23 protein-coding genes are annotated in these 21,704 nt (G+C 63.2%); 8 read left to right on the top strand and 15 right to left on the bottom strand.

Going from position 1 to position 21,704, the window contains the following annotated elements:
- The gene (locus ACZ5WT_RS10105; RefSeq protein ID WP_464283665.1) at positions 1 to 336 is read right to left on the bottom strand and encodes a hypothetical protein; all 336 of its coding nucleotides are present in this window, start codon (positions 334 to 336) and stop codon (positions 1 to 3) included.
- A 158-nt stretch (positions 337 to 494) separates the two neighbouring features.
- Here ACZ5WT_RS10105 and ACZ5WT_RS10100 point away from each other — a divergent pair, with 158 nt between their 5' ends.
- Entirely contained in the window at positions 495 to 1,601 is a 1,107-nt protein-coding gene (locus ACZ5WT_RS10100; RefSeq protein WP_464283664.1) for a helix-turn-helix transcriptional regulator, read from the top strand.
- On the opposite strand, the gene ACZ5WT_RS10095 is transcribed toward ACZ5WT_RS10100, so the two are convergent.
- The 4 genes from ACZ5WT_RS10095 to ACZ5WT_RS10080 form a co-directional block, all read right to left on the bottom strand.
- On the bottom strand, positions 1,571 to 2,554 hold the full coding sequence (locus tag ACZ5WT_RS10095) for a bifunctional riboflavin kinase/FAD synthetase (protein WP_464283663.1): 984 nt from the start codon (positions 2,552 to 2,554) through the stop codon (positions 1,571 to 1,573). The two genes, ACZ5WT_RS10100 and ACZ5WT_RS10095, sit on opposite strands and share 31 nt — an antisense overlap.
- A gap of 4 nt (positions 2,555 to 2,558) precedes the next feature.
- On the bottom strand, positions 2,559 to 3,425 hold the full coding sequence (locus tag ACZ5WT_RS10090) for a TIGR01459 family HAD-type hydrolase (protein ID WP_464283662.1): 867 nt from the start codon (positions 3,423 to 3,425) through the stop codon (positions 2,559 to 2,561).
- Positions 3,426 to 3,574: 149 nt separating this feature from the next.
- Positions 3,575 to 4,798, bottom strand: a complete 1,224-nt coding sequence (locus ACZ5WT_RS10085) for an EAL domain-containing protein (protein WP_464283661.1) — start codon at positions 4,796 to 4,798, stop codon at positions 3,575 to 3,577.
- A gap of 110 nt (positions 4,799 to 4,908) precedes the next feature.
- On the bottom strand, positions 4,909 to 6,084 hold the full coding sequence (locus ACZ5WT_RS10080; protein WP_464283660.1) for an ROK family transcriptional regulator: 1,176 nt from the start codon (positions 6,082 to 6,084) through the stop codon (positions 4,909 to 4,911).
- A 191-nt stretch (positions 6,085 to 6,275) separates the two neighbouring features.
- On the opposite strand from ACZ5WT_RS10080, the gene ACZ5WT_RS10075 reads away from it, so the two are divergent.
- The gene (locus ACZ5WT_RS10075; RefSeq protein WP_464283659.1) at positions 6,276 to 7,697 is read left to right on the top strand and encodes a sigma-54-dependent transcriptional regulator; all 1,422 of its coding nucleotides are present in this window, start codon (positions 6,276 to 6,278) and stop codon (positions 7,695 to 7,697) included.
- Here ACZ5WT_RS10075 and ACZ5WT_RS10070 read toward each other — a convergent pair.
- The 3 genes from ACZ5WT_RS10070 to ACZ5WT_RS10060 form a co-directional block, all read right to left on the bottom strand.
- A complete protein-coding gene (locus tag ACZ5WT_RS10070) occupies positions 7,694 to 8,659 on the bottom strand; it encodes a DMT family transporter (protein ID WP_464283658.1) in 966 nt (321 codons plus the stop codon). The two genes, ACZ5WT_RS10075 and ACZ5WT_RS10070, sit on opposite strands and share 4 nt — an antisense overlap.
- Before the next feature lie 38 nt (positions 8,660 to 8,697).
- Positions 8,698 to 8,880: a hypothetical protein gene (locus tag ACZ5WT_RS10065; protein ID WP_464283657.1), complete on the bottom strand. Its 183-nt coding sequence runs from the start codon at positions 8,878 to 8,880 to the stop codon at positions 8,698 to 8,700.
- 68 nt (positions 8,881 to 8,948) lie between these two features.
- The gene (locus ACZ5WT_RS10060) at positions 8,949 to 9,311 is read right to left on the bottom strand and encodes a DUF427 domain-containing protein (protein ID WP_464283656.1); all 363 of its coding nucleotides are present in this window, start codon (positions 9,309 to 9,311) and stop codon (positions 8,949 to 8,951) included.
- Positions 9,312 to 9,493: 182 nt separating this feature from the next.
- On the opposite strand from ACZ5WT_RS10060, the gene ACZ5WT_RS10055 reads away from it, so the two are divergent.
- The 3 genes from ACZ5WT_RS10055 to ACZ5WT_RS10045 all read left to right on the top strand — a co-directional run bounded on the left by ACZ5WT_RS10055 (position 9,494) and on the right by ACZ5WT_RS10045 (position 11,853).
- A complete protein-coding gene (locus ACZ5WT_RS10055) occupies positions 9,494 to 9,784 on the top strand; it encodes a co-chaperone GroES (protein ID WP_464283655.1) in 291 nt (96 codons plus the stop codon).
- 50 nt (positions 9,785 to 9,834) lie between these two features.
- Positions 9,835 to 11,472, top strand: coding sequence for a chaperonin GroEL (groL, locus tag ACZ5WT_RS10050; RefSeq protein WP_464283654.1), 1,638 nt, complete (start codon positions 9,835 to 9,837; stop codon positions 11,470 to 11,472).
- 147 nt (positions 11,473 to 11,619) lie between these two features.
- Positions 11,620 to 11,853 carry a BrnA antitoxin family protein gene (locus tag ACZ5WT_RS10045; protein ID WP_464283653.1) on the top strand — a complete coding sequence of 78 codons (234 nt, stop codon included), beginning with the start codon at positions 11,620 to 11,622 and terminating at the stop codon, positions 11,851 to 11,853.
- A gap of 3 nt (positions 11,854 to 11,856) precedes the next feature.
- Here ACZ5WT_RS10045 and ACZ5WT_RS10040 read toward each other — a convergent pair whose 3' ends face one another.
- The 7 genes from ACZ5WT_RS10040 to ACZ5WT_RS10010 all read right to left on the bottom strand — a co-directional run bounded on the left by ACZ5WT_RS10040 (position 11,857) and on the right by ACZ5WT_RS10010 (position 18,474).
- Positions 11,857 to 12,606 (bottom strand): TSUP family transporter, encoded by a 750-nt coding sequence (locus ACZ5WT_RS10040; protein WP_464283652.1) that lies wholly within the window; start codon positions 12,604 to 12,606, stop codon positions 11,857 to 11,859.
- 16 nt (positions 12,607 to 12,622) lie between these two features.
- Entirely contained in the window at positions 12,623 to 13,822 is a 1,200-nt protein-coding gene (locus ACZ5WT_RS10035; RefSeq protein WP_464283651.1) for a glycosyltransferase family 2 protein, read from the bottom strand.
- Between the two features lie 66 nt (positions 13,823 to 13,888).
- The gene (gene hisG / locus ACZ5WT_RS10030; protein ID WP_464283650.1) at positions 13,889 to 14,596 is read right to left on the bottom strand and encodes an ATP phosphoribosyltransferase; all 708 of its coding nucleotides are present in this window, start codon (positions 14,594 to 14,596) and stop codon (positions 13,889 to 13,891) included.
- Positions 14,596 to 15,657, bottom strand: coding sequence for an ATP phosphoribosyltransferase regulatory subunit (locus tag ACZ5WT_RS10025; RefSeq protein WP_464283649.1), 1,062 nt, complete (start codon positions 15,655 to 15,657; stop codon positions 14,596 to 14,598). Before ACZ5WT_RS10025 ends, hisG begins: the two co-directional genes overlap by 1 nt.
- A gap of 28 nt (positions 15,658 to 15,685) precedes the next feature.
- A complete protein-coding gene (gene hisS, locus ACZ5WT_RS10020) occupies positions 15,686 to 17,101 on the bottom strand; it encodes a histidine--tRNA ligase (protein WP_464283648.1) in 1,416 nt (471 codons plus the stop codon).
- A 150-nt stretch (positions 17,102 to 17,251) separates the two neighbouring features.
- Complete coding sequence (locus tag ACZ5WT_RS10015; RefSeq protein WP_464283647.1) at positions 17,252 to 17,509, bottom strand: hypothetical protein; 258 nt, start codon at positions 17,507 to 17,509, stop codon at positions 17,252 to 17,254.
- 341 nt (positions 17,510 to 17,850) lie between these two features.
- Entirely contained in the window at positions 17,851 to 18,474 is a 624-nt protein-coding gene (locus ACZ5WT_RS10010) for a DNA-3-methyladenine glycosylase I (protein ID WP_464283646.1), read from the bottom strand.
- A gap of 180 nt (positions 18,475 to 18,654) precedes the next feature.
- Here ACZ5WT_RS10010 and ACZ5WT_RS10005 point away from each other — a divergent pair, with 180 nt between their 5' ends.
- The 3 genes from ACZ5WT_RS10005 to ACZ5WT_RS09995 all read left to right on the top strand — a co-directional run bounded on the left by ACZ5WT_RS10005 (position 18,655) and on the right by ACZ5WT_RS09995 (position 21,699).
- Positions 18,655 to 19,047 (top strand): response regulator, encoded by a 393-nt coding sequence (locus tag ACZ5WT_RS10005; protein ID WP_464283645.1) that lies wholly within the window; start codon positions 18,655 to 18,657, stop codon positions 19,045 to 19,047.
- 164 nt (positions 19,048 to 19,211) lie between these two features.
- Positions 19,212 to 19,793, top strand: a complete 582-nt coding sequence (locus ACZ5WT_RS10000; protein ID WP_464287186.1) for a L,D-transpeptidase — start codon at positions 19,212 to 19,214, stop codon at positions 19,791 to 19,793.
- Between the two features lie 64 nt (positions 19,794 to 19,857).
- Positions 19,858 to 21,699 (top strand): TadE/TadG family type IV pilus assembly protein, encoded by a 1,842-nt coding sequence (locus tag ACZ5WT_RS09995; RefSeq protein WP_464283644.1) that lies wholly within the window; start codon positions 19,858 to 19,860, stop codon positions 21,697 to 21,699.
- Positions 21,700 to 21,704: the final 5 nt, after the last annotated feature.

The following is a 21,704-nucleotide window of genomic DNA, read 5'->3' as shown; positions in this document are numbered from 1 at the left end:
TCAAACGGCTTCCGGCGGGCATCCTTCAATGCCCGGATAGCAGTTTTCGCCGATGACCGGCGGTGGCGGCGGCACGACAACAACGACGGGCGGGGGCGGCGGAGCAACGTAGTCGCTGCCCGACGAGGTGCCTTCCATCGGCACGGTATTGTTGTTGGGCAGGCACTGGGCGGTGTGGGCTGCCTTGTCGGAGAAGAACAGGTGCAGACAATCGGCGGTGTGCTGGAAATAGGCGCGCTGGATTTCGGAACCCTGCGACGGCAGCGCCGACAGGGTGATTGCAGTCGCGGCGACGGCGAGGCGTCCGCCGGCAGGCCAGGCTGGTAGCTTTGCCATTCGGGTTCCTTTCAACGGGAATGGCATGAGGCTAGGGACGAGCTGGCACGCGCGCATCAAACACATGTTCGATGCCAGCCGGACAATCGGCTGGCAAACAGCTTGTGCAGCAGCGGAACTCGGTGTTCACTGAGCTGGTACAAGTCACCAGGTGCCCTGTGGACGCTATCTTCAAGTTGATCGAGAAGATCTACGAAGCTGGTACCGATCCCGGACAATGGCAAAACGCACTTGTAGGTCTCGCCGACGCTACCGGAACAATAGATGCCACCCTTGGCGGCCAAACCGGCGCTCGCCTGCCGCTGTTGATCACGGCGCGGGCAGACCCGAGCTATGTCCACGCCTACGAAAACCATTATCACCAGCGCAACCAGATGCAGCTGGCCATGCGCGGCGCACCCGTCGGGCGGGCAGTGCTTGATGCCATGGTGATCGACCGCGCGCAGTTCAGCGCTAGCGAATTCTACAATGAATGGTGCGTGCCGCAGGGCTTCCTTTATGGCGGGGCGGTCAATCTCGCCACCGCCCAGGGCTGGCGCGCCTCACTGATGGTCTCGGGTGATCGCGAGCTTGGCGAAGCGGCTCTCAGAGTCCTCCAAATTGCGACGCCGCACATCATCCGGGCCTTCCAGCTCAATCAGCTGCTGCAGGAAAGCCAGGCGCTGAGCCTGGGCGCCTTTGCGGCGCTGGAGCATCTCGACCGGGGCGCCCTGCTGGTCAGCGCCCAAGGCACCGCACGAACGGCCAACGGCATCGCCGATCGTATCCTGGCAGAGGGCGACGGGCTGCGGCTTAAGGACGGGCGGCTGACCTGCCTCCGGCCCGCTGACACAGCGGCGCTGGAAAAGATGATCGGCAAGGCGGCCCGCGGCGATACCTTGCCCGACGAGGGCACGATGCGGGTGGCGCGCGCCGGGCGCAGCCCGCTCGTCGTGCAATTGCTGCCCTTTCCCTCCAGCAACTGGTGGAGCGGGTCGGGTCAGCAGGTCGCCATGATCTTCGTCACCGATCCCGAAGCGCGGATGGAGCAGGTGATGCAGCGCCTGCGCCAGCGCTATGGGCTGACCCCGGCGGAGGCAACGCTGGCCTGGGAAATCGTGCGCAGTGGCGGGCGCAAGGATGCAGCCTTGCAGCGCGGCATTTCCGTCGCGACCGCACGCAGCCAGCTCACCGCGATCTTCGACAAGACCGGGGTGCGCCGGCAGGCCGAGCTGGTGCGGCTATTGCTCGACGATCAGGCGGAGCCGCCGATAAAGCCGAGGTGAGCGTCGAGATCGCTGAGCGGGCGGGCGATTGCGAGGGCAGCGCGCGCCTTGCCGCAGTCGCGGTCCATGGCGGCGATCAACTCATCGAGCCCCGAAAACACTTCCTGCCCGCGGATATGGGCAATCAGCGCCACGGTGATGGTCTGGCCGTAGATGTCTTCGTCGAAGTCGAACAGATGCGTTTCGAATGGCGGCAGCTGGTTGTTGAACATCGGCTTGCCGTAGGCGGCAACGCCATCGAACACCCGGTCGCCGAGCCGTGCCCGCACGGCATAGACGCCCTGTGCGAGCTGGAAATTGGCGTGGGTCAACGTATTGGCCGTGGGATAGCCCAGCTCGCGGCCGCGCTGATCGCCCTTCACCACGCAGCCATCAAAGAACCAGTGATAACCCAGCAGCCGATTGGCGGCGGTGACGGCACCCTCGGACAGGGCGGCGCGGATGCGCGAGGAGGAGATGACCTCATCGCCTTCATCCATCAGGTCGAGCGTTTCGACCGCAAAGCCCTGAGCAGCCCCGGATGCCTTGAGGAAGGTCGGCGTGCCGCGACGCTGGCGGCCGAAATGGAAGTCTGACCCGACGATCACGCCAGTGACAGCCAGTGCGTCCACCAGGAAGCGCGAGACGAACTCTTCCGCTTCGATCTGCGAGAAGGCGCGATCGAAATTGAGAATGGCAATTGCGTCGAGCCCGAAGGCCTCGGCAAGGCGGGCCTTGGCGTCGCCATCGGTCAGCCGGAACATGAAGGGCGCCGGGGCAAAAACGTCGCGCGGATGCGGCTCGAAAGTCAGCACCATGGCCGGAACGCCGGCCTCGGCCGCCCGGGCTTTCAGCGTAGCGATCACCGACTGGTGGCCACGATGGAAGCCATCGAAATTGCCGATGGCAACATAGGCCCCGCGCAGGGAGGCGGGGACGCTGTCGAGCGAATCGAGCCGGATAAAGTCGCTCACGGGATCACCAGACCAGACGAGGCATGAAACCGGCAAGATGGGCCCGGCTGGGCGCCACCAGGTCGGCAATGGCCTGCGGATCGGGCTTACCGAACGCGTCGAGTTCGGCGGCGTGAATGGAACCGGTGACGAACAGCAGGTCGATGCCGAACTGGGCCGCGCCGGTCGCGTCGGTGCGCACGCTGTCGCCGATGGCAAGCACGCGCGATTTGTCGAGCTTGCGCCCGGCGGCCTCCTCGGCGAGGCGGAACGCCTCTTCATAGATCGGCTGATAGGGCTTGCCGGCCATCAGCACCATGCCCCCCATGGCGGCATAGAGATCGCCCAGCGCGCCGCCGCAATAAATGATCTTGTCGCCATGCTCGACCACGCGGTCGGGATTGGCGCAGATCATCGGCAGCTTGCGCTCCAGCCAAAGCTTGGCGCGCTGGCGATACATTTCTGGCAGGTCATCGTCGCTATCGAGATCGGTTACGACAACGACTTCGGCTTCCTCGGCGCTGGTGCGGCGGACGTCGAGCCCTTCATAGAGCGAATCGTCCTCCGTCGCTGGCCCCACATGGTGGATGGCCCGCCCGCGATACTTGGCGATCATCGAGCGCGTGGCATCGCCCGAGGAAACGATGGCGTCATAGGCCTCGCGATGCACACCCAGCCGGTCGAGCATCTCGATGATCGGCGGCGACGGGCGCGGAGCATTGGTGATGAACACCGCCTTGCCGCCGGCCTTGCGGAACTGGGTCAGTGCATCGACGGCAGTCGGGAAAGCGGCGACGCCATTGTGCACCACGCCCCACACATCGCTCAGCACCGCATCATAGCGGCTGGCGAGATCGGAGAGGCCAGAAATGGACGGGAGGGAGCTGGTCATCGCACAATTCCGATGCAAACAGGATTGGGGGTTCTATGTGGCAGCTTGTGGGTCGGGATCAAGCGGAAACGCGTATCGGCCTCGGTATATAGCGCGAGCGGGCCCTGCCCGCCGGACCTGAAACAGCACACCAGCCTTGTTGGCGAGGGCTATTCGACGCGGCGAAGACGCGCGGCGGTCGGGCGCATCGGCTCGATCATCAGATCGGGGCGCACCGGGCCGGGCGCGGAAATGTAGGGCCCCTGCACGAGCGAGAAGCCATCTTCGAGCAGTTCGACGATCTGGCGCTCGCTGATGATACCAGTAGCCAGCAGCTTGATGTCGAAGCGGGCGATGTAATTGGCAATGTCCGAGGCGTGGAAGTCGGTAAAGGCTTCGGGCTCGTCGATGAAACGGGCCGCATCGATGCGGAGCGATCGCACGCCCTGCCCCGCCAGCTCGGCAATGTCGATGCGCAGCGACTTGACGCCGGTGATGGAAAAACCGGCGCCCTTCTTGACCATGGAATCGGCGATGGCGCGCTCGACCGTGGTCAGCCCCTGCCAGTCGGCCTCGCTGATGTTGAAGATCAGGCCCGAAGCGATCGCGCGATTGGCTTCGATCGAGGCAATCAGCTGCTCGGCTCCCGCCGGGTCCCCGAGGGTGGCGCGGGAAAGCGGAATATAGAGCGTAACGGGCTGGCCGCCGGTGCGCGCGCGGCGCGAAATGGTGACAGCTTCCAGCAGGCCCAGCCCTTCGAGCTGCAGCAGCACATCTTCGCCACCACGACGCGGCATGAAGTCGGCGCGATCTGCGAGGTCCCCATTGTCGAGCATCAGCCGCGGCACGAGGTCATAGCCCTGCGGGCGGCGCTGCGGCAGCGTAACGACCGGCTGGATGTGGTAGATCAGCCGGTTCTCGGCCACGGCCTGGCGCAGCTTTTCGAGCGGAATGATCGGCTCGGGCTCACGTGGCGCTGGCATCGGCATTGCGGGGGTCGCGCGAGCGGGCGACGCGGCCTGTGCAGCACGCACTTCGATCTCGGCGACGGCTTCGGCGACCTGGCGGATGACGGTTCCGAGCACAGAAATATCGGCTTCAACGCCTTCAAGGCGCGGCCCTGCATTGATGTCGGCCATGGCATTGATGCGCTGGCCCAGCACCGCACCGGCCTGGGCATCGGTCGCCAGCAGGCGCGAAAGATCCTGGATGCCCTTTTCCAGCCGGTTTTCGGCGCGCTGGCGCAGGGTGCGTTCGAGCATCACCACGCAGACGCAACCAAAAACCACAGCAGCGAGAATGGCTTCGGCCGGGGTAAAGGTCAGCCCAAAATAGGCCGCGGCGCCAAAGGCGGCGGCCGCAAGGGCAATGAACGTGTAGACCAATGCCTGCACGGGCGGACCTCGGAACCCTTCACTCGCCGGGATTCGGCATATCCCTCATAGCATCGCGCAAGGGGCTGCAAAAGCGCACTGCCCGCGCTGTCCATGGCTATTTGTGGCAATCAGGCGGCAAACAGGCTCCATCCACGGGAAAAATACCGCTGGAAGATAACAAGCTGGGCCGCCCCCGACGCCGCAACGGAGCCACCGCCCCGCCCGATCGACACTGCAACCGGAATCGGCTCGTGCGCGCCCAGGTCATCGAGGTGCCGGTTGACGTGTTCGAGCAGCACCTGAACTCTATCGCGCGGCATGACGGCATCGATGACAGACAGGTCCTGCTCGATCACCGCCCTTGTGCTCATGATGGATAAGGCAAGAGCCTGCCCGGCCGCCTCAATCCAGCCATGGGCGACGGGGCCCAGGCTGTCCCAGTCCCATTTCATGGGATCCCCGGACGGCAGGGCGACACCTGCGGCCTGCAAGCGCTGTTCCAACCCGGTGAACGATGCAATCTCGTGCACCCGAGCGGGCTTGCCCCTGGCATCAGCGACCATGATATCACCGAGCTTGGCATCCTTTCCGGTATGATCGTCACGCAGGTTTCCCTCGACAACCACTCCGGCAGCCACACGACGGCCCAGCTGAAAATAGGCAACGTTGACCAGTTGCGAGGGGAGCTGGGCAACATATTCGGCCCAGCAGGCTGACGTGCCGTCGTTGAACCATTGCGCCTCGAGCCCGGTGACCTCCGCAATTTCGGCGGCCACATCGGCGGACTGGCGGCATGCGCCGGGTCCAGTGCCCGACGGGGTCGCGACTCCGATACCCAGAAGCCGCTCGGCCTGCTGTGGGTTCATGCCGGCGCGAATGGCGGCAATTTCCGCGCAGACCTCGGCGACAATGGTCGCTCTGTCGATATGGTCGTGGCTGTGCCGCGACCCGGCCAGAATCGTCCCTGCCATATCGATCAGCACAACCTCGACATGCCGCCAGCCAATTTCGACGCCAAGGACGTAGACCCCTTCGGGGTTGATGAAGTAGGGCGTGGCCGGCTGGCCGCGGCGGCCCCGCAGCACGCTGCCGCGTGTCACCAGATTTTGCGCTTCCAGTTCGGCAACAATGCGCGACGTCGTCTGCGGCCCAAGGCCCGACAACCGCGCGAGATCGGCTTTGGAGACACCGGCATTGAGGGCGATCAACGTGAGCACGGACCGTTCGTTGGCCACGCGCACGCTTGACTGAGCGACACCCCGAGCGATGAGATCGAGACCATCGACAGCAAAAATCTTCCGCATAGGCACAGAGTTACCCGGGTTCCGGCGACATGTTCAAGTGCCAAGTCTGGCGGCAAATACGCAAAATGCAAATGCGCGGAACGGATTATTTACCCTGTTGGGGAAGTATTGCGTAAACACCGGGACAACCGCGGCGGCGGCGAACAACCGGCATAGTGAGCAATTGAGCGCGAGGGCCGGGCCGTATGGCGATGCACAACCGAAGCGATGGCGACCCACATGGCCGACTGCTGCTGATCGATAGCGATCATGCTGGCGCGCAATTGGTGGTCGAAACGCTGACCCAGAGCCTGGGCAGCACCGTTCGCATCACCGTGGCCTCGGGCGGCCGTCCGGCCGCCGAACTGCTCCGCGATACCGGTTTCGACATCATTCTCGCCGACCTTTCGAGCCTGCACGACCTCAGCGCGCGCAGCGATGACGCCGTAGGGCGGCTTGTCCGGCTGGCCGATGGCGCGCTGATGATCGCTCTTTCGGACGGCGCGTCCATTTCCGCGGCGGTCGGTGCGATGCGCGCCGGCGCCCACGACTATGTGGTCAAACCCGTCAACGGTCCGGCCATGGCCGCCCGCATTGGCGAACTGGCGCAGCGGCACGGCAAGGGCCGTACCCTCGCCATCGATCCGCGCGCCGAGGGGCTCTCGGACTATGCCGGCTTCATCGGTGCATCGAGCGCGATGCAATTCGTCTATGAGCAGATCGGCCGCATCGCCACCTCATCCGCGCCGGTCTTCATCACCGGCGAAAGCGGCACTGGCAAGGACGTTTGCGCCGAGGCCCTGCACGGCAAGGGCCCGCGCCTGGGCAAGCGGCTTGTGGCCATCAACTGCGCCGCGATTCCGCGTGACCTGATGGAAAGCGAACTGTTCGGCGTGGCGCGCGGCGCCTTTACCGGCGCCCATGACGACCGCAAGGGCGCGGCCGAGTTGGCCGACGGCGGCACGCTGTTCCTCGACGAAATCGGCGAGATGGACCTGTCGCTACAGAGCAAGCTACTGCGCTTTCTGCAGACCGGCACGCTGAGCCGGGTTGGGGAATCGGGCGTGCGCCATGTCGACGTGCGGGTAATCTGCGCGACCAACCGCAATCCGATGCAGCTCATCGCCGAAAAGAAGTTCCGCGAGGACCTGTTCTACCGTCTTCACGTACTGCCCATCCACCTGCCCCCACTGCGGCAGCGGCCGACCGACATCATGGTGCTGGCCCGCCATTTCCTCGCGCGCTATTCTGCAGAAGAACACAAGAATTTCTCCGGCTTTTCGCCAGAAGTTTGCAGTTTGCTGACATCTGCTGAATGGCCCGGCAACGTGCGCCAGCTGCAGAACCTGGTGCGGCGCCTCGTGGTGATGTGCGACGGCGGCGAGATCACCATGCCGATGGTGGCCGCGGCCGATATCGAATCCCGCGGTGTTGTGGTGGTGGCCCAGTCGGCCCCGCGCGCCGACAGAAAGCCTGCCATCCTGCCCATGTGGCAGCAGGAACAGCGCATTATCGAAGATGCCATCGCAGCGTTTGGCGGCAATGTGTCCCTTGCTGCGGCGGCGCTCGAGATCAGCCCATCGACCATCTATCGCAAGCGTCAGGGCTGGGCCGACATGCAGGCGGCAAGCTAAGGCGTATTGGCCTCGCGCGCCTTGGCGCGGTCGAGGCCGAGGTAATGCTCGCGGAAAATCACGACGAGACCCGAGCCCACGATGATGACCGCGCCCACGACCATGGGCACGGTGGGCACTTCGCTGAAGATCAATAGCCCAATGATGATGGTCAGCAGCAGCGACACATATTCGAACGGCGCAATGACCGACATGTCGGCATAGCGGTAGCAGGAGGTGAGCAGGAGCTGCCCGATGCCTCCGGCGATCCCTGCACCTACCAGCAGAGCGGCCTGTTCCGGCGTAGGCCAGACCCAGCCAAAGGGAAGCGTCAACAGCGACAACACGCTCGCGCAGACGAAGAAATAGACCACGATGGCCTCGGTGCGCTCGGTCTGCACCAGCTTGCGCACCTGCATCATGGCGAAGGCGCTGAGGACCGCACCGCCAAAGGCCGCCATGGCACCAATCGCTTCACGATCGCCGATCGGCTGGCCGCTGGTGAACAGTGTCAGTCGTGGCCACAGGATGATCAGGACGCCGAACAGGCCGATGATAACGGCCGACCAGCGGAACAGGTGCACTCGCTCCTTGAGCAGGAGCGCCGAGAAAACCACGATGAGTAGAGGAGCGGCATAACCGATGGCGGTCGACTCGGGCAACGGCAGCCGCGTCAGGGCGAAAAAGCCGAGCGCCATGGACGACGTGCCGATCAAGGCGCGCAGCACGTGGCCCCAGGGATTTTTGGTATGAAGCGCGGTGCGCAGCTGCCGCCGCCAGAGCAGATAGAGCAGCACCGGCAGGATGGCGAAAAAGCAGCGGAAGAACACCAGCTCACCCGTTGGGATGGAGCCGGTGGCCTTGAGCATGGTCGCCATGACCACGAAAAAACAAACGGAAAGGACTTTGAGCGTAATGCCCCGGAAGGGCCCGCCAATGTGCTGGCCCGGATTGGCGGCACCAACAGTGCTAGGAGCGCTCACAGCAGTCTCTTGATGCTGCAGCCGGATTTAGCGGCTGACTATTGCTCCAGCTTTTCCTTGGCGATGCGCGCAGTGGCGAACGCCTTGTGCTCGGGGCCGACAGCACTGCCGGTCTTGAGCACCTTGCCGGTAGCGTCGTGGATTTCCCAATGCCAGTTAGCATTCGGGCCGCTGCCGCCCTTGAGGCGCAGCTTGATCTGAAGAGAATTATCCTGGGTCATGACTGCCTTATGGCGCAGGTTGCACAAAGGGGAAAGGGGGGCCCGCAAGAAATGCGCCCGCCCTCCCCTTAAACTTCTGAAAAGCGATACTCGATGCGAGGCCCGGAAAAAGCAAGATGGTCGCGGATGGCATGCACGAGCGGGCACGGATCGGGATAGTACCAGGCCTGATCGGGCCCATCGGCGGTCAACGTCTTGATGGTGTAGAAATGGGCCTCGCCCTTATAGGGAGAGAGGTCGCGCGTATCGGACGCCTCCAGAATGTCGGCGCGCACATCATCGCGCGGCAGATAGATCTGCATGGTCTCGCCCGGCTCGTGCACCTCGAGGGCATTGAGGGAACTGCCGATCTCGGCATCGTCAAACACCACATGCACCCGGCCCTTGGCGGGGACGATCCTGATATCCTTGTCCAGACATTGGCTTGTCATGTTGTCCTTCTAACGCGTGGTTTGAGCCGTCCCCGGATCAACGCGCGAAAGGAAAGTCGGTTCACGTTACCTTGACTTGGATGGGCGCCAATCTTATATCCCCTGCACTCTGTTAGCACTCTATCATCGCGAGTGCTAACAGTGACAATATTGCTTACCAAACGCCGCCATAGGAGCAAAACATGGGCTTTCGTCCTCTGCACGACCGCGTGGTCGTCCGTCGCCTCGACAGCGAAGAAAAGACCAAGGGCGGGATCATCATCCCCGACACCGCCAAGGAAAAGCCCTCCGAGGGCGTGATTGTCTCCGTGGGCCCTGGCGCTCGCGACGACGCCGGCAAGGTTGTGGCGCTCGACGTCAAGGCCGGTGACCGCGTGCTGTTCGGCAAGTGGAGCGGTACCGAGGTCAAGGTCGACGGCGAAGACCTGCTGATCATGAAGGAATCCGACATCATGGGCATCGTCGAAGCTTAATTGCTTCTAGTCCCCATTCGTCATTAATCCTATTTCAAGGAGCGCCTCACATGGCAGCCAAAGAAGTAAAGTTCTCGACCGACGCTCGCGACAAGATGCTGCGCGGCGTCAACATCCTCGCCAACGCGGTGAAGGTAACCCTCGGCCCCAAGGGTCGTAACGTTGTTATCGAAAAGTCCTTCGGCGCTCCGCGCATCACCAAGGACGGCGTTTCGGTCGCCAAGGAAATCGAACTGGAAGACAAGTTCGAAAACCTCGGCGCACAGCTGCTGCGCTCGGTTGCTTCCAAGACCAACGATGTTGCTGGCGACGGCACCACCACCGCGACCGTTCTGGGTCAGGCAATCGTTGTTGAAGGCGTGAAGGCAGTTGCCGCCGGCTTCAACCCGATGGACCTCAAGCGCGGTATCGACCTGGCTGTTGACGAAGTCGTGGCTTCGCTCAAGGCTTCGGCCAAGAAGATCACCTCGTCGGCTGAAGTTGCCCAGGTTGGCACCATCTCGGCCAACGGCGAGTCCTCGATCGGCGACATGATCGCTGAAGCCATGCAGAAGGTCGGCAACGAGGGTGTCATCACCGTCGAAGAAGCCAAGACCGCTGAGACCGAACTCGACGTCGTCGAAGGCATGCAGTTCGACCGCGGCTACCTGTCGCCCTACTTCGTGACCAACGCCGAAAAGATGACCGCGGTCCTCGAAGACCCCGTCATCCTGCTGCACGAAAAGAAGCTCAGCAACCTGCAGGCGATCCTGCCGATCCTGGAATCGGTTGTGCAGTCGCAGCGTCCGCTGCTGATTATCGCTGAAGATATCGAAGGCGAAGCCCTCGCAACCCTGGTTGTGAACCGTCTCCGCGCTGGCCTCAAGGTCGCTGCCGTCAAGGCTCCTGGCTTCGGCGATCGCCGCAAGGCCATGCTGGAAGACATCGCTATCCTGACCGGTGGCCAGGTGATCTCCGAAGATCTCGGCATCAAGCTCGAGAACGTGACCATCGACATGCTCGGCACTGCCAAGCGCGTTGAAATCACCAAGGAAAACACCACGATCGTCGACGGCGCCGGTGCGCAGGAAGACATCCAGGGCCGCGTTGGCCAGATCAAGGCGCAGATCGAAGAAACCACTTCGGACTACGACAAGGAAAAGCTGCAGGAACGTCTGGCGAAGCTCGCCGGCGGTGTTGCCGTGATCCGCGTTGGTGGTTCGACCGAGGTGGAAGTCAAGGAGCGCAAGGATCGCGTCGACGACGCTCTGAACGCAACCCGCGCTGCCGTTGAAGAAGGCATCGTCCCCGGCGGTGGTGTGGCCCTGCTGCGCGCTGCCAATGCCATCAAGGCAAAGGGCATCAACGCCGACCAGGACGCAGGTATCGCCATCGTTCGTCGCGCTCTGCAGGAGCCCGTGCGCACCATCTCCAACAATGCCGGCGCTGAAGGCTCGGTCGTTGTTGGCAAGATCCTCGAGAACTCCTCGCCGACCTTCGGCTACAACGCCGCTACCGGCGAATATGGCGATCTGGTGCAGCTCGGCGTTATCGACCCGGTCAAGGTCGTCCGTCACGCTCTGCAGGACGCAGCTTCGGTTGCTTCGCTGCTGATCACCACGGAAGCCACCATTGTGGAAGCCCCCAAGGAAGCAGCACCGGCAATGCCGGGCGGCGGCATGGGCGGCATGGGCGGCATGGACTTCTAAGAAGCCCAACCGTCTGAGACTTCGAAGTCCGTTTCTTCCCAGTCACGAACTTCCAGAGAAAGCGCGGTGGCAACACCGCGCTTTTTTATTGTCGCCGGCCAGCGCGCAGCGCTAGGGTGCGCCAAATTCCGACACGGAGAGAAGTTGATGCGCACACCAAGACGCGGCAGCGCCCTGGAGCAGGCGGAGGCGGCGTTCAAGGCGGCGACCAGCAAGCCAGTGGAGGCAGCACCCAAAGTGGTCGCGCCGCCATCAGGCAAGGAAATGGTCACCATCCGTCTCGACCGGGCGGTGCTGGAGCATTTTCAGGAAGACGGCCCAGGCTGGCAGGACAGGATCAATGCGGCGCTTCGTGCAGCCGCCGGCCTTGCAGCCGAATAGGCCTCAGCCGAAGATCAGCAGGCGCAGCGCCAGAGCAATCGAGACAACGACTACCAGCGGCCGAATGAGCTTGGCGCCGTAGCGAATACCTGTGCGCGCACCAACATAACCGCCGATCAACTGTCCAACCGCCATCGCGATGGCCGCGGGCCAGACCACATCGCCCGCCGGGATGAAGATGGTCAGCGCCGCCAGGTTCGAAACTAGGTTGAGGATCTTGGTATTGCCCGACGCCCGCGTCAGGCCAAAACCGAACAGCATGACAAAGCCGATGGTGAGGAACGAGCCGGTGCCCGGCCCGAAAATGCCATCGTAAAAGCCGATGGCGGCGCCCATCAGCGGGACGAACAGGCCGAATGGCAGGCGGGCCGCCTTGTCGGCATCGGACAAGTTCGGCGCGAAGAGGAAATAGACCGCAATGCCGATCAGCGCTACGGGCACGGCGACATCGAGCAGCGACACATCGATCTGGCGCACGATCAACGCACCGACGAGGCTGCCGGCATAGGTCAACGCGATGGCTGGCACCAAAGCCTTGAGCGAGACGAAGCCACGCCACCAATAGGTCAGCGCCGCCATGCCCGTCCCCACCACAGACTGCATCTTGTTGGTGGCCAGCGCCGCAACGGGCGGAATGCCTGCCGACAACAATGCCGGCAGCGAGAGCATGCCCCCTCCCCCGGCGATTGCATCGATGAAGCCGGCCAGCATGCCGACGCAGCCAAGCGCAAGGAGAACTAGGGGATCGAGCATTTTCGTCTGACTGGTTTCAGGAAGCGGGCGGTTCGTCGCGCGTCGCATCGACGATGCGGCGTTCGTAGATGGGAATGTTGATCATGGAGGACATGAAGCCGCTCATCATCAACTGGAAACCCGACACCAGAGCCGTCATGGCCAGGATGATCGGGCGCATGGTGCGCGAGGTGTTGAGCGGGCCGAAGTCGCGCCGCGCCCATTCGCCCACACCCCACAGCAGGGCCGCCGAACCGATGAGCATCAGCACAACGGCCACCAGCAGGATACGCTCCAGCGTCAGGGCTTCAAGCAGGCGGTCATAGCTGCCCGAGCGCGGGATGAACCCATAGCGCGAGGCAAAGCGCCGCCCGATGACGGCAAATGAGATCGACTGCAATCCGACGATGATGCAGAGCGCGGCGACGAGGAATGTATGCACGTCGAAATTGACGCTGCCGATATGCACCGGGCCGGGCAGAAGAATGGCCCCCACCACTAGGCCAACCGCCAGCAATGCGATGCCCGGGTAGAGAAACAGCCAGCGCGGGGAAAACAGCAGCAAGAAGCGCAAGTGGCGCCAGCCGTCGCGGAACGAGCGCAGGTGGGGCGGACGCGAGCGGCCGTCCTTGGCAAGGGTGGTGGGCACTTCTCGCATGTCGAGCTGCGCCAGCGTGGCCTTGACCACCATTTCGGAGGCGAATTCCATGCCGGTGGTGCGCAGGTTGAGACCCAGCACGGCGGCGCGCGAGAACCCACGCAGCCCGCAATGGAAGTCGCCGATCGGGGTACGGAAGAACAGCCGCCCTACGAAGCTCAGCACGGGGTTGCCCAAATAGCGGTGATGCCAGGGCATGGCGCCCGGTGCAATGCCGCCAGCGAAGCGATTGCCCATGACCAGGTCAGCGCCGTCGCGCAGCTGATCAACAAACGCGTCGAGCCGGGAGAAGTCATAGCTGTCGTCGGCATCGCCCATGATGATGTAGCGGCCGCGCGCCGCCTGAATGCCACCGGCCAGCGCGGCGCCATAGCCACGCTCGGGCACCGGAACGACCCGCGCACCAAGGCTTTCGGCGATCTGCTGGGATCCGTCGGTCGAGCCGTTATCGGCAATGACGACTTCGCCTGCGATGCCGGTGCGATCGAGAAAGCCGCGCGCCTTGCCAATGCAGGCCGCCAGTGTTTCGGCCTCGTTGAGGCACGGCATCAGAATAGTCAGTTCAAGGTCGTCGGCCACGTCGTCCCCCCGGCGCACCTGCTGCTTGTGCCGTGAATCGGGGCGTGGGGCAATCGGCGGCCGGGATCAGAAACCGGCCGTCGTTCCCAGTCGTGCCAGCAGGGCATCCAACTGCGCCTTGCGGTCCGCCGACCAGTCAGCGGTGCGGGAGGCAAACAGGCACGCTTCGCTCTGCAGCATCACGCCATCGTCAAGCACGCGCAGGCCATTTGCCGCCAGCGTCGAGCCCGTGCTGGTGATGTCGACCACGATATCGGCAACGCCGGAAGCCGGGGCGGCTTCGGTGGCGCCCAGGCTTTCCACCGTGCGGTATTCGGCAATGCCGGCGCGCGCGAAATGCTGGCGGGTGATGGTGATGTATTTGGTGGCGATGCGCATCCAGCGGCCATGGCGACTGCGGAAGTCAGACGCCACATCGGCCAGATCGTGCATGTGGGTCACGTCGATCCAGGCATCGGGAACGGCAACCACGACATCGGCGCCGCCAAAGCCAAGCGACTTGATGTTGGAAACCGCAGCGAGGCCGGTCTCGCTGGTTTCGTGGATCAGATCGAGCCCGGTCACGCCCAGGTCGATATTGCCGCGGATAAGTTCGCGCGCAATCTCGGAAGCGGGATAGAAGCGCACCGTCACGTCGGGCATGCCTTCGATGGCGCCGAGATAGGAGCGCGCGCCGCCGGGGCGGGTGATAGTCATGCCATTGGCGGCGAACCACTCGCGCGTCAGTTCTTCAAGACGGCCCTTGGAGGGCACGGCAAGCGTAATTCCGGTCATCAGCGAACCTCCGCCTCCATGCGATCAACCCAGACGGCGCAGCCAGATGCCGGGATGGGTGCCCGGGCGCCGAGGCGCTCGAGCAGGCGGTCATATTGGCCGCCCGAAGCCAGCACTTCGCCACTTGGGCCGGTCATTTCGAAGACGATGCCGGTGTAGTAATCGAGGCGCGGCGAGAAGCCGGCGTCGAAGGTGACGCGCGCTTCACCGAGCCCATTGAGATGACGGCGGATGGCGCGGATGGGCGCACCGAGCATGAGTTTGTGCTGGCTGGCCAGCGCTTCAATCTGGGTCAGAGCCTGCAGCACCGGGCCGGAAATCGCCAGGTAGTCGCGCAGCAGCTTTAGCGTTTCAGGCGGGACCTGCGCGGCATCAAGCGCCTGCTGTTCGAGATAGCGGTCGGCAATCTCTTCGGGCGTGCGGCCATCGGAGAGACTAAGGCCTGCGGAGACCATCTGCTCGGTGACGTTTTCGATCAGCGCGCCGCGGCTGGGCTGCTGTTCGCGGGCTGCATTCGGCGCGGCCTCAAGCCGGGTCAGCAGGCGATCAAGCGCCTCGGTGTGCCCGAACCGGTTGCGGATGCGCGGACGCCAGGCGTCCGGCATATCAGCCTGCACCAGCAGGGCCTCGAACATGCCGACACCACCGAGACGAATGTCCGGGGCGACGCCAAAGATCGACAGCGCCGCGCGGGCAAAGGTCAGCACCTGGTCGAGCGCCACATCGCCGTCGGGCTGGCACAGCAACTCGATGCCGGCCTGGTCGAATTCGGCCGGGCCGGTCGAGCGCTGGCGGAAAATCGGGCCCATATAGGAGAAGGCCGCGGGCTTGCCGACGCCATCTTCGATATAGGCCCGCACGATGGGCAGCGTGAAATCGGGCCGCAGGCAATATTCGTCGCCGGTATTGGCCGTGGTCAGCAGCAGGCGGCGGCCGAACTCTTCACCAGCCAGATCGAAATAGGGATCGGCGGGCAGCAGCAGCGGCGGCGTGGCACGTGTCGCGCCCTGCGCTTCGACCAGCGATTCAAGCTGCGTGCGGCGGAAGGCACCGTTGGTCATGATCGCGTTCCACGAAAGGGACAGGGCATTATTGCTCGCTCAGCAGCTTCTGCACGGCAGCGACCAGCTCTTCGCGCTTGATCTCAAACTGGCCGGGACGGGCCGCTTTCCACTCGGCGTTGTCGGTGATGGCCGCCGCAGCCTGCTTGCCAGCGATCAGGTCCTTGATCTGCAGAATGCCCTGCTCGCGCTCCTGGCTGCCCTCGATGATGACGATGGGCGAGTTGCGCTTGTCAGCATAGGAAACCTGCTTGCCGAAATTCTTGGTGTTGCCCAAGAACATTTCGGCGCGGATGCCGGCATTGCGCAGTTCGGCGACCATGGCCTGGTAGCCGGCCATCTGTTCTTTATCCATGACCAGCACGACGACCGGACCAACCGGCTCGGTGGCACCAAGGTTGCCGGTGAGCTTGAGCGCGTTGGCCAGGCGCGACACGCCGATGGAGAAACCGGTTGCCGGAACGGGCTCGCGACGGAAGCGGGAGACGAGGCCGTCGTAGCGGCCACCGCCACCGACCGAGCCGAACACCACGTCCTGGCCCTTTTCGTTCTGCACCTTGAAGGTCAGCTCAATCTCGAACACCGGGCCGGTGTAATATTCGAGGCCGCGCACCACGGAAGGGTCGATCTTGATCTTGTCGGCGCCATAGCCGGCGGCGTCGAACAGCGCCTGCATGGCCTTGAGTTCACTGGTGCCGGCATTGTCGACTTCGGCGCCCTCAACATAGCCGATGACCACCGCCGACTGCGCGTCGGTGAGCCCTGCGCCCTTGGTAAAGTCGCCGCTTTCGTCCTTGCGGCCAGCGCCGAGGAGGAGCTTCACGCCTTCAGGGCCGAACTTGTCGAGCTTGTCGATAGCGCGCAGCACGGTGAGCTTCTGCTCGTCGGTGGTGACACCAGCGGCCTCAAGCACGCCATCGAGCACCTTGCGATTGTTGACGCGGACGACGTATTTGCCCTCGAGGCCGAGCGCATCCATGACGTCAGCCATCATCATGCACATTTCGGCATCGGCTTCCGGTCCGCCTGCGCCGACGGTATCGGCGTCGAACTGCATGAACTGGCGGAAACGGCCCGGGCCGGGCTTTTCGTTGCGGAACACATAGCCCTGCCGATAGGAGCGGTAGGGCTTGGGCAGGGTTTCGAAATTCTCTGCGAAGTAGCGGGCAAGCGGCGCCGTCAGGTCGTAGCGCAGGCTCATCCACTGCTCATCGTCGTCCTGCAGCGAGAATACGCCGGCATTGGGCCGGTCGGTATCGGGCAGGAACTTGCCGAGCGCTTCGGTATATTCAAACAGCGGGGTTTCGACCGGGTCGAACCCATATCGCTCGTAAACCTTGCGGATCTTGTCGATCATCGCGCCAACGGCGGCGATCTCACCCGGCGTACGGTCCTCAAAGCCGCGCGGAAGACGCGGGGTGATCAACTTGGTCTTTTCGGTCATTTGGCAGTCCTGCAAGGTCGCGCCGTTCGTAGCGGATCGATGGATGGGAGACAACAGGGCAAGCCATCCGGCGCCCTTACAACGGCACCGAATGCTGCTTTTTGCTGAGTGGCGACAGGGAGGCCGGCCCAATGCCGGCCTCCCCAATCGCTACATACCGGGCCTCCAGAGAGGCGTGCGGGCGGGATTGACCGGGATGTTGATCCAATGGCTCTCGGTTTCTACCGGGGGCAGGCCGATATCGGCACGCAGATAGGCAGGCAGGTCGCTCGGAATGCGCGGACGATTCCACCAGGCGAGCAGCGCCGCGCCGATAACGGCCAGCAGCCCGCGCTGATGCACGGCGTCAGCGATCGAGTATTCCAGGCGCAGCACGACGCTGCCCTGATCAAGGGTTGAGTACGACATGTGATTTCCGGGCGCGTCAAAACGCGAACCGGCCTCTATTGAGATGGTGGGATGGCAGAAATTCGGGAGTCGAAACGACCCGAATTCGACGCATCAGTGTTGGGTTGGGATGTCCGTGGCCGCGAAGGCCTGATCGATCAGGAAACGAGGCTTAGCCTCGTGGGAAGGCCTGATGGTTGGGACCACGACGGTGAGAAAACATGACAGTCATTTTATGCTCCCCCTCGGGCTGGTGTTTGGACGCACGTTTCCTAGCTCGCGATTCCGTGATGCGCAAGTAATGATGTGGCGGGTTGTCGCAGGCAGGCATTTGCTGTGGCGATTTCGCCACAGGGACGGGATCAGCGCGGGCGCGTCAGTGCCTGGCGCTCGGCCTCGACCTCATCGCGGCAGAAGCACCCATCCATGTGGTCGTTGACCAGACCCATGGCCTGCATGAAGGCGTAGCAGGTGGTCGGCCCGACGAACTTGAAGCCGCGCTTGCGCAGGTCCTTGGAGAGGGCCACCGACGCATCGGTCTGGGCGATCTTGCGCAGGCTATCCCAGCTCAGGTCTTCGGGGCGGTGTTCCGGCTTGGTTTCGAACCGCCAGAAATAGGCAGCGAGCGAGCCGAACTCGCGCTGCAGTTCGAGTGCCCGGTTGGCATTGTTGATGGTCGCGGTGATCTTGCCGCGATGGCGGATGATGCCGGTATCCTGCAGCAGGCGCTCGATGTCCGCTTCGGTCATCGCCGCGACCTTGGCAATGTCGAAGCCATGGAACACTTCGCGGAAACGCTCGCGCTTGCGCAGAATGGTGATCCAGGACAGGCCCGACTGGAAGCCCTCAAGGCAAACCTTCTCGAACAGGCGCGTGTCATTGGTGACGGGGCGCCCCCATTCGCGGTCGTGATAGTGACGATACAGAGCGTCATCACCGGCCCAGGGGCAGCGTGGCAAGCCGTCGACTATCGACTCAATTGACATGGGAGCACCGCCTTCACTATCGAGAACGAGGGAATGCTTAGACCGCCGCACGTTCCTTGGGAATCGCGGCACACACTATTCGACACAAGACTTTGAGACGACTAACCGCCGTGGATAATCCACGGGGGATCTTTCGAGGATCTGCGCGTGATCATTCCGGGACGCCTACGAGCGCTGGTTGTGGACGACAACGCTTATGCGCGCGCCATTTCGGCGGCGGGCCTCAAGAAGCTCGGCGTAGGCGACGTGGTGGAGGCCCAGGGCGGCGCCGAGGCGATCCTGCACCTGATGAGCACCCCGTTCGACCTGATGCTGATGGACTGGTACATGCCCGATGTGAGCGGCGCCGGGGTGATGAGCGTGCTGCGCGATCCCCGTTTCGGCGCGCCGGCCAATACGCCGGTTATCCTGATGACGGCCTATGCCAGCCGGGACAATGTGATCCGCGCCCGCGAACTGGGTGTCAATGAAGTGCTGGTCAAACCCTTCACGGTCGACCAGCTTGGCACCGCGCTGGGGCGCGTGCTGGGGCAATCGCGGCAGGCAGCTTCCGACGGGTCGGTATTTCTCTAGTAGCTTGCCGCTAACCATGCGGCCCACCAATGGCTTAACCATGCCGGTTCACGCCATTTTTGGCCATTTCGCGGCATTGTGGCGCCAAGCTGGCACCGGCCAGCATGGATGTGAGTGCTGCCATGGTCGGACTGAGGACTGCCAGCAAGGGCCTGCTGGCGCTGATGATATCCCTATCGGCCCTGCTGCCGTCGTCGGCGGCCGGATTGCAACCGGGATGGCGCTTTGCGCCGCCCCCGGGCGTGATCATCACCCAGGGCAAGCCGCAGCACGCGCTGATGCTGCAGGGCAATCCCCATGTGAACCCGATCTTTCTGCGCCAGGTGGTGCCCTATTCCACCAGCGAGCGCAGCGGCACGATCGTCATCGATACGCGGGCCCATTTTCTTTATTTCGTACTCGGGGATGGGCGGGCGCTGCGCTATGGCATCGGCGTCGCCAAATCGGGCTTTGAATGGAGCGGCACCCACAAGGTGACGCGCAAGGCCGAGTGGCCAAGCTGGACCCCGCCGGCTGAAATGCTGCGCCGCCGCCCCGACCTGCCGCGCTTCATGGAAGGCGGGCAGAACAACCCGCTGGGCGCCCGCGCGCTCTATCTGGGTTCGACGCTCTACCGCATCCACGGCACCAACGAGCCCTGGAGCATCGGCCAGAACGTGTCGTCGGGCTGTATCCGGATGACGAATGCCGACGTGATCGACCTCTACGAACGCGTCAAACTTTATACGAGAGTGGTGGTCCTTTAATAAGGGTTTTCCACGAGACTTCCCTTCGCGCGCTGGCGCGACCGAGAAGCTGGGGTTCTACCAAATGCAGCGTCTGATCTCACTGGTTTCGCGTTTTGGCCGCGACGAACGCGGCGCATTCGCCGTGATCTTCGGGCTGATGGCCATCGTCCTCGTCGCCCTGGGCGGCGCGGTGGTGGATTATGTGCGCCTCGAACAGACCCGCAACCGAGCCCAGGTGGCGCTGGATGCTGCCGCACTGGCACTGCACTCGGAAATCAACATCGCCGGCATAACCGATGAGCAGATCCGCGCGCGAGCGGAAGCCCTGGTGATGGAGCGCGTCGGCACGGAACTGCCCGTCACAGTGAAGGTTGACCAGATCCTGATCGACAGAAAGGCGGGGTCCATCACCTTGGCCGGCAGCTTCACGATGCCGACCCTGTTCGTTGAGCTGGTCGGTGTTCCGGAGGTGGGGGCCGCCTTCACCTCCCAGGCCGTGCGCGGCGCGCTGGACATGGAGATTTCGGTGGCCCTGGACGTCACTGGCTCGATGTCGGGCACACGCATCACAACGCTCAGGGACTCGATGACCGCCTTCATCAACGAGGTGGTGCAGGATGACCAGACGCTGAACTATACGAAAGTGGCGCTGATCCCCTATTCGCAGGCCGTCAATGCCGGCAGCTACGCCACTGCCTTGCGCGGACCCATCCGCGGCCCAGTGAGTATCAAGGACATTGGCTGGTCCACTGGATCGGCCAAGGCCATTACCGGCGCGACGAACAAAAACCCAGTCGTCGTGACCGCCAAATCGCATGGTTTTTCCAACGGCGATTGGGTCTTTATCTGGGGTGTCAGTGGCATGACGGATATCAATAACGGCGCCTTCCAGGTCGCCAACAAGACCAACGATGAATTCCAGCTGAAGGGCGAGAACGGCGAAAAGTTCAAGAAGTATTCCAAGAACGGCAGCGTGATAAAATGCCTCTATGAAAGGTGCATGTCGCTGGTAACAACCAGCACGCCGCATGGCTACAACAACGGCGAGTACCTTCACGTGACGGACGTGAAGGGGCTAACCGGCATGAACAACGTCAGCTATCAGGTGTCCAGCGCGACCTTGACCACGCTATATCTTAACGGAGCGCCGACCTCCGGGGCAGGCACTTACACGGCCAATACCGGACAGTTGCACTGCACCTGGCAGACGCCCGCGGAAGGATGCAGCTACTATCGCTTCCAGAGCCCCGACGGCAATTGGAACACCTTCGCTGCAACCACCTGCGTCACCGAGCGCGCAGTCAACGGAATGACCGACCTTCCGCCGACAGCCTCGTTTGTGGGCCGCAATTACCCACCGGCAGGTAATCCCTGCCTGACCAGCCCCATCGTGCCGCTGACGTCGAACAAACCGGCCCTGCGAGCGGCGGTCGCAGCGCTGAAGGACGGCGGCTCGACCTCAGGTTCGCTTGGCGCCCTTTGGTCCTGGTACATGTTGGCGCCCAACTTTGGCTATGTCTGGCCCTTTGAGAGCCAACCTGCGCCCTATCGCAAGGAAAACCTGCTGAAGACCGCTATCTTCATGACCGACGGTGAGTTCAACACTGTTCACTGCAACGGCGTTGTAGCCCGCAATTCCACATCGGGCAGCGGCGGCACCAGTGACCACATTTCCTGTGTCGCTCCAAATGGAGATCCCTATGTGCAGGCACGGGCATATTGCGATGCGATGAAGGACAGCAGCCGCTCGATAACGATCTATACCGTTGCGTTCGATATCGCCGCGGGCTCACCCGCCGACCAGCTCATGAAATACTGCGCCAGCGGCCCTGACTACGCCCTGTCGGCAGCCAACGACGCAGACCTGCGGAACGCGTTCGAACAGATTGCCCGTCGTCTCTCCGCGCTCCGCATCGCCCACTAGCCCCG

This window comes from Devosia sp. T2-14 (genome assembly GCF_055397495.1).
The sequence above is the reverse complement of the archived record's forward strand: the minus strand, read 5'-3'. Positions and strand labels throughout refer to the sequence as shown.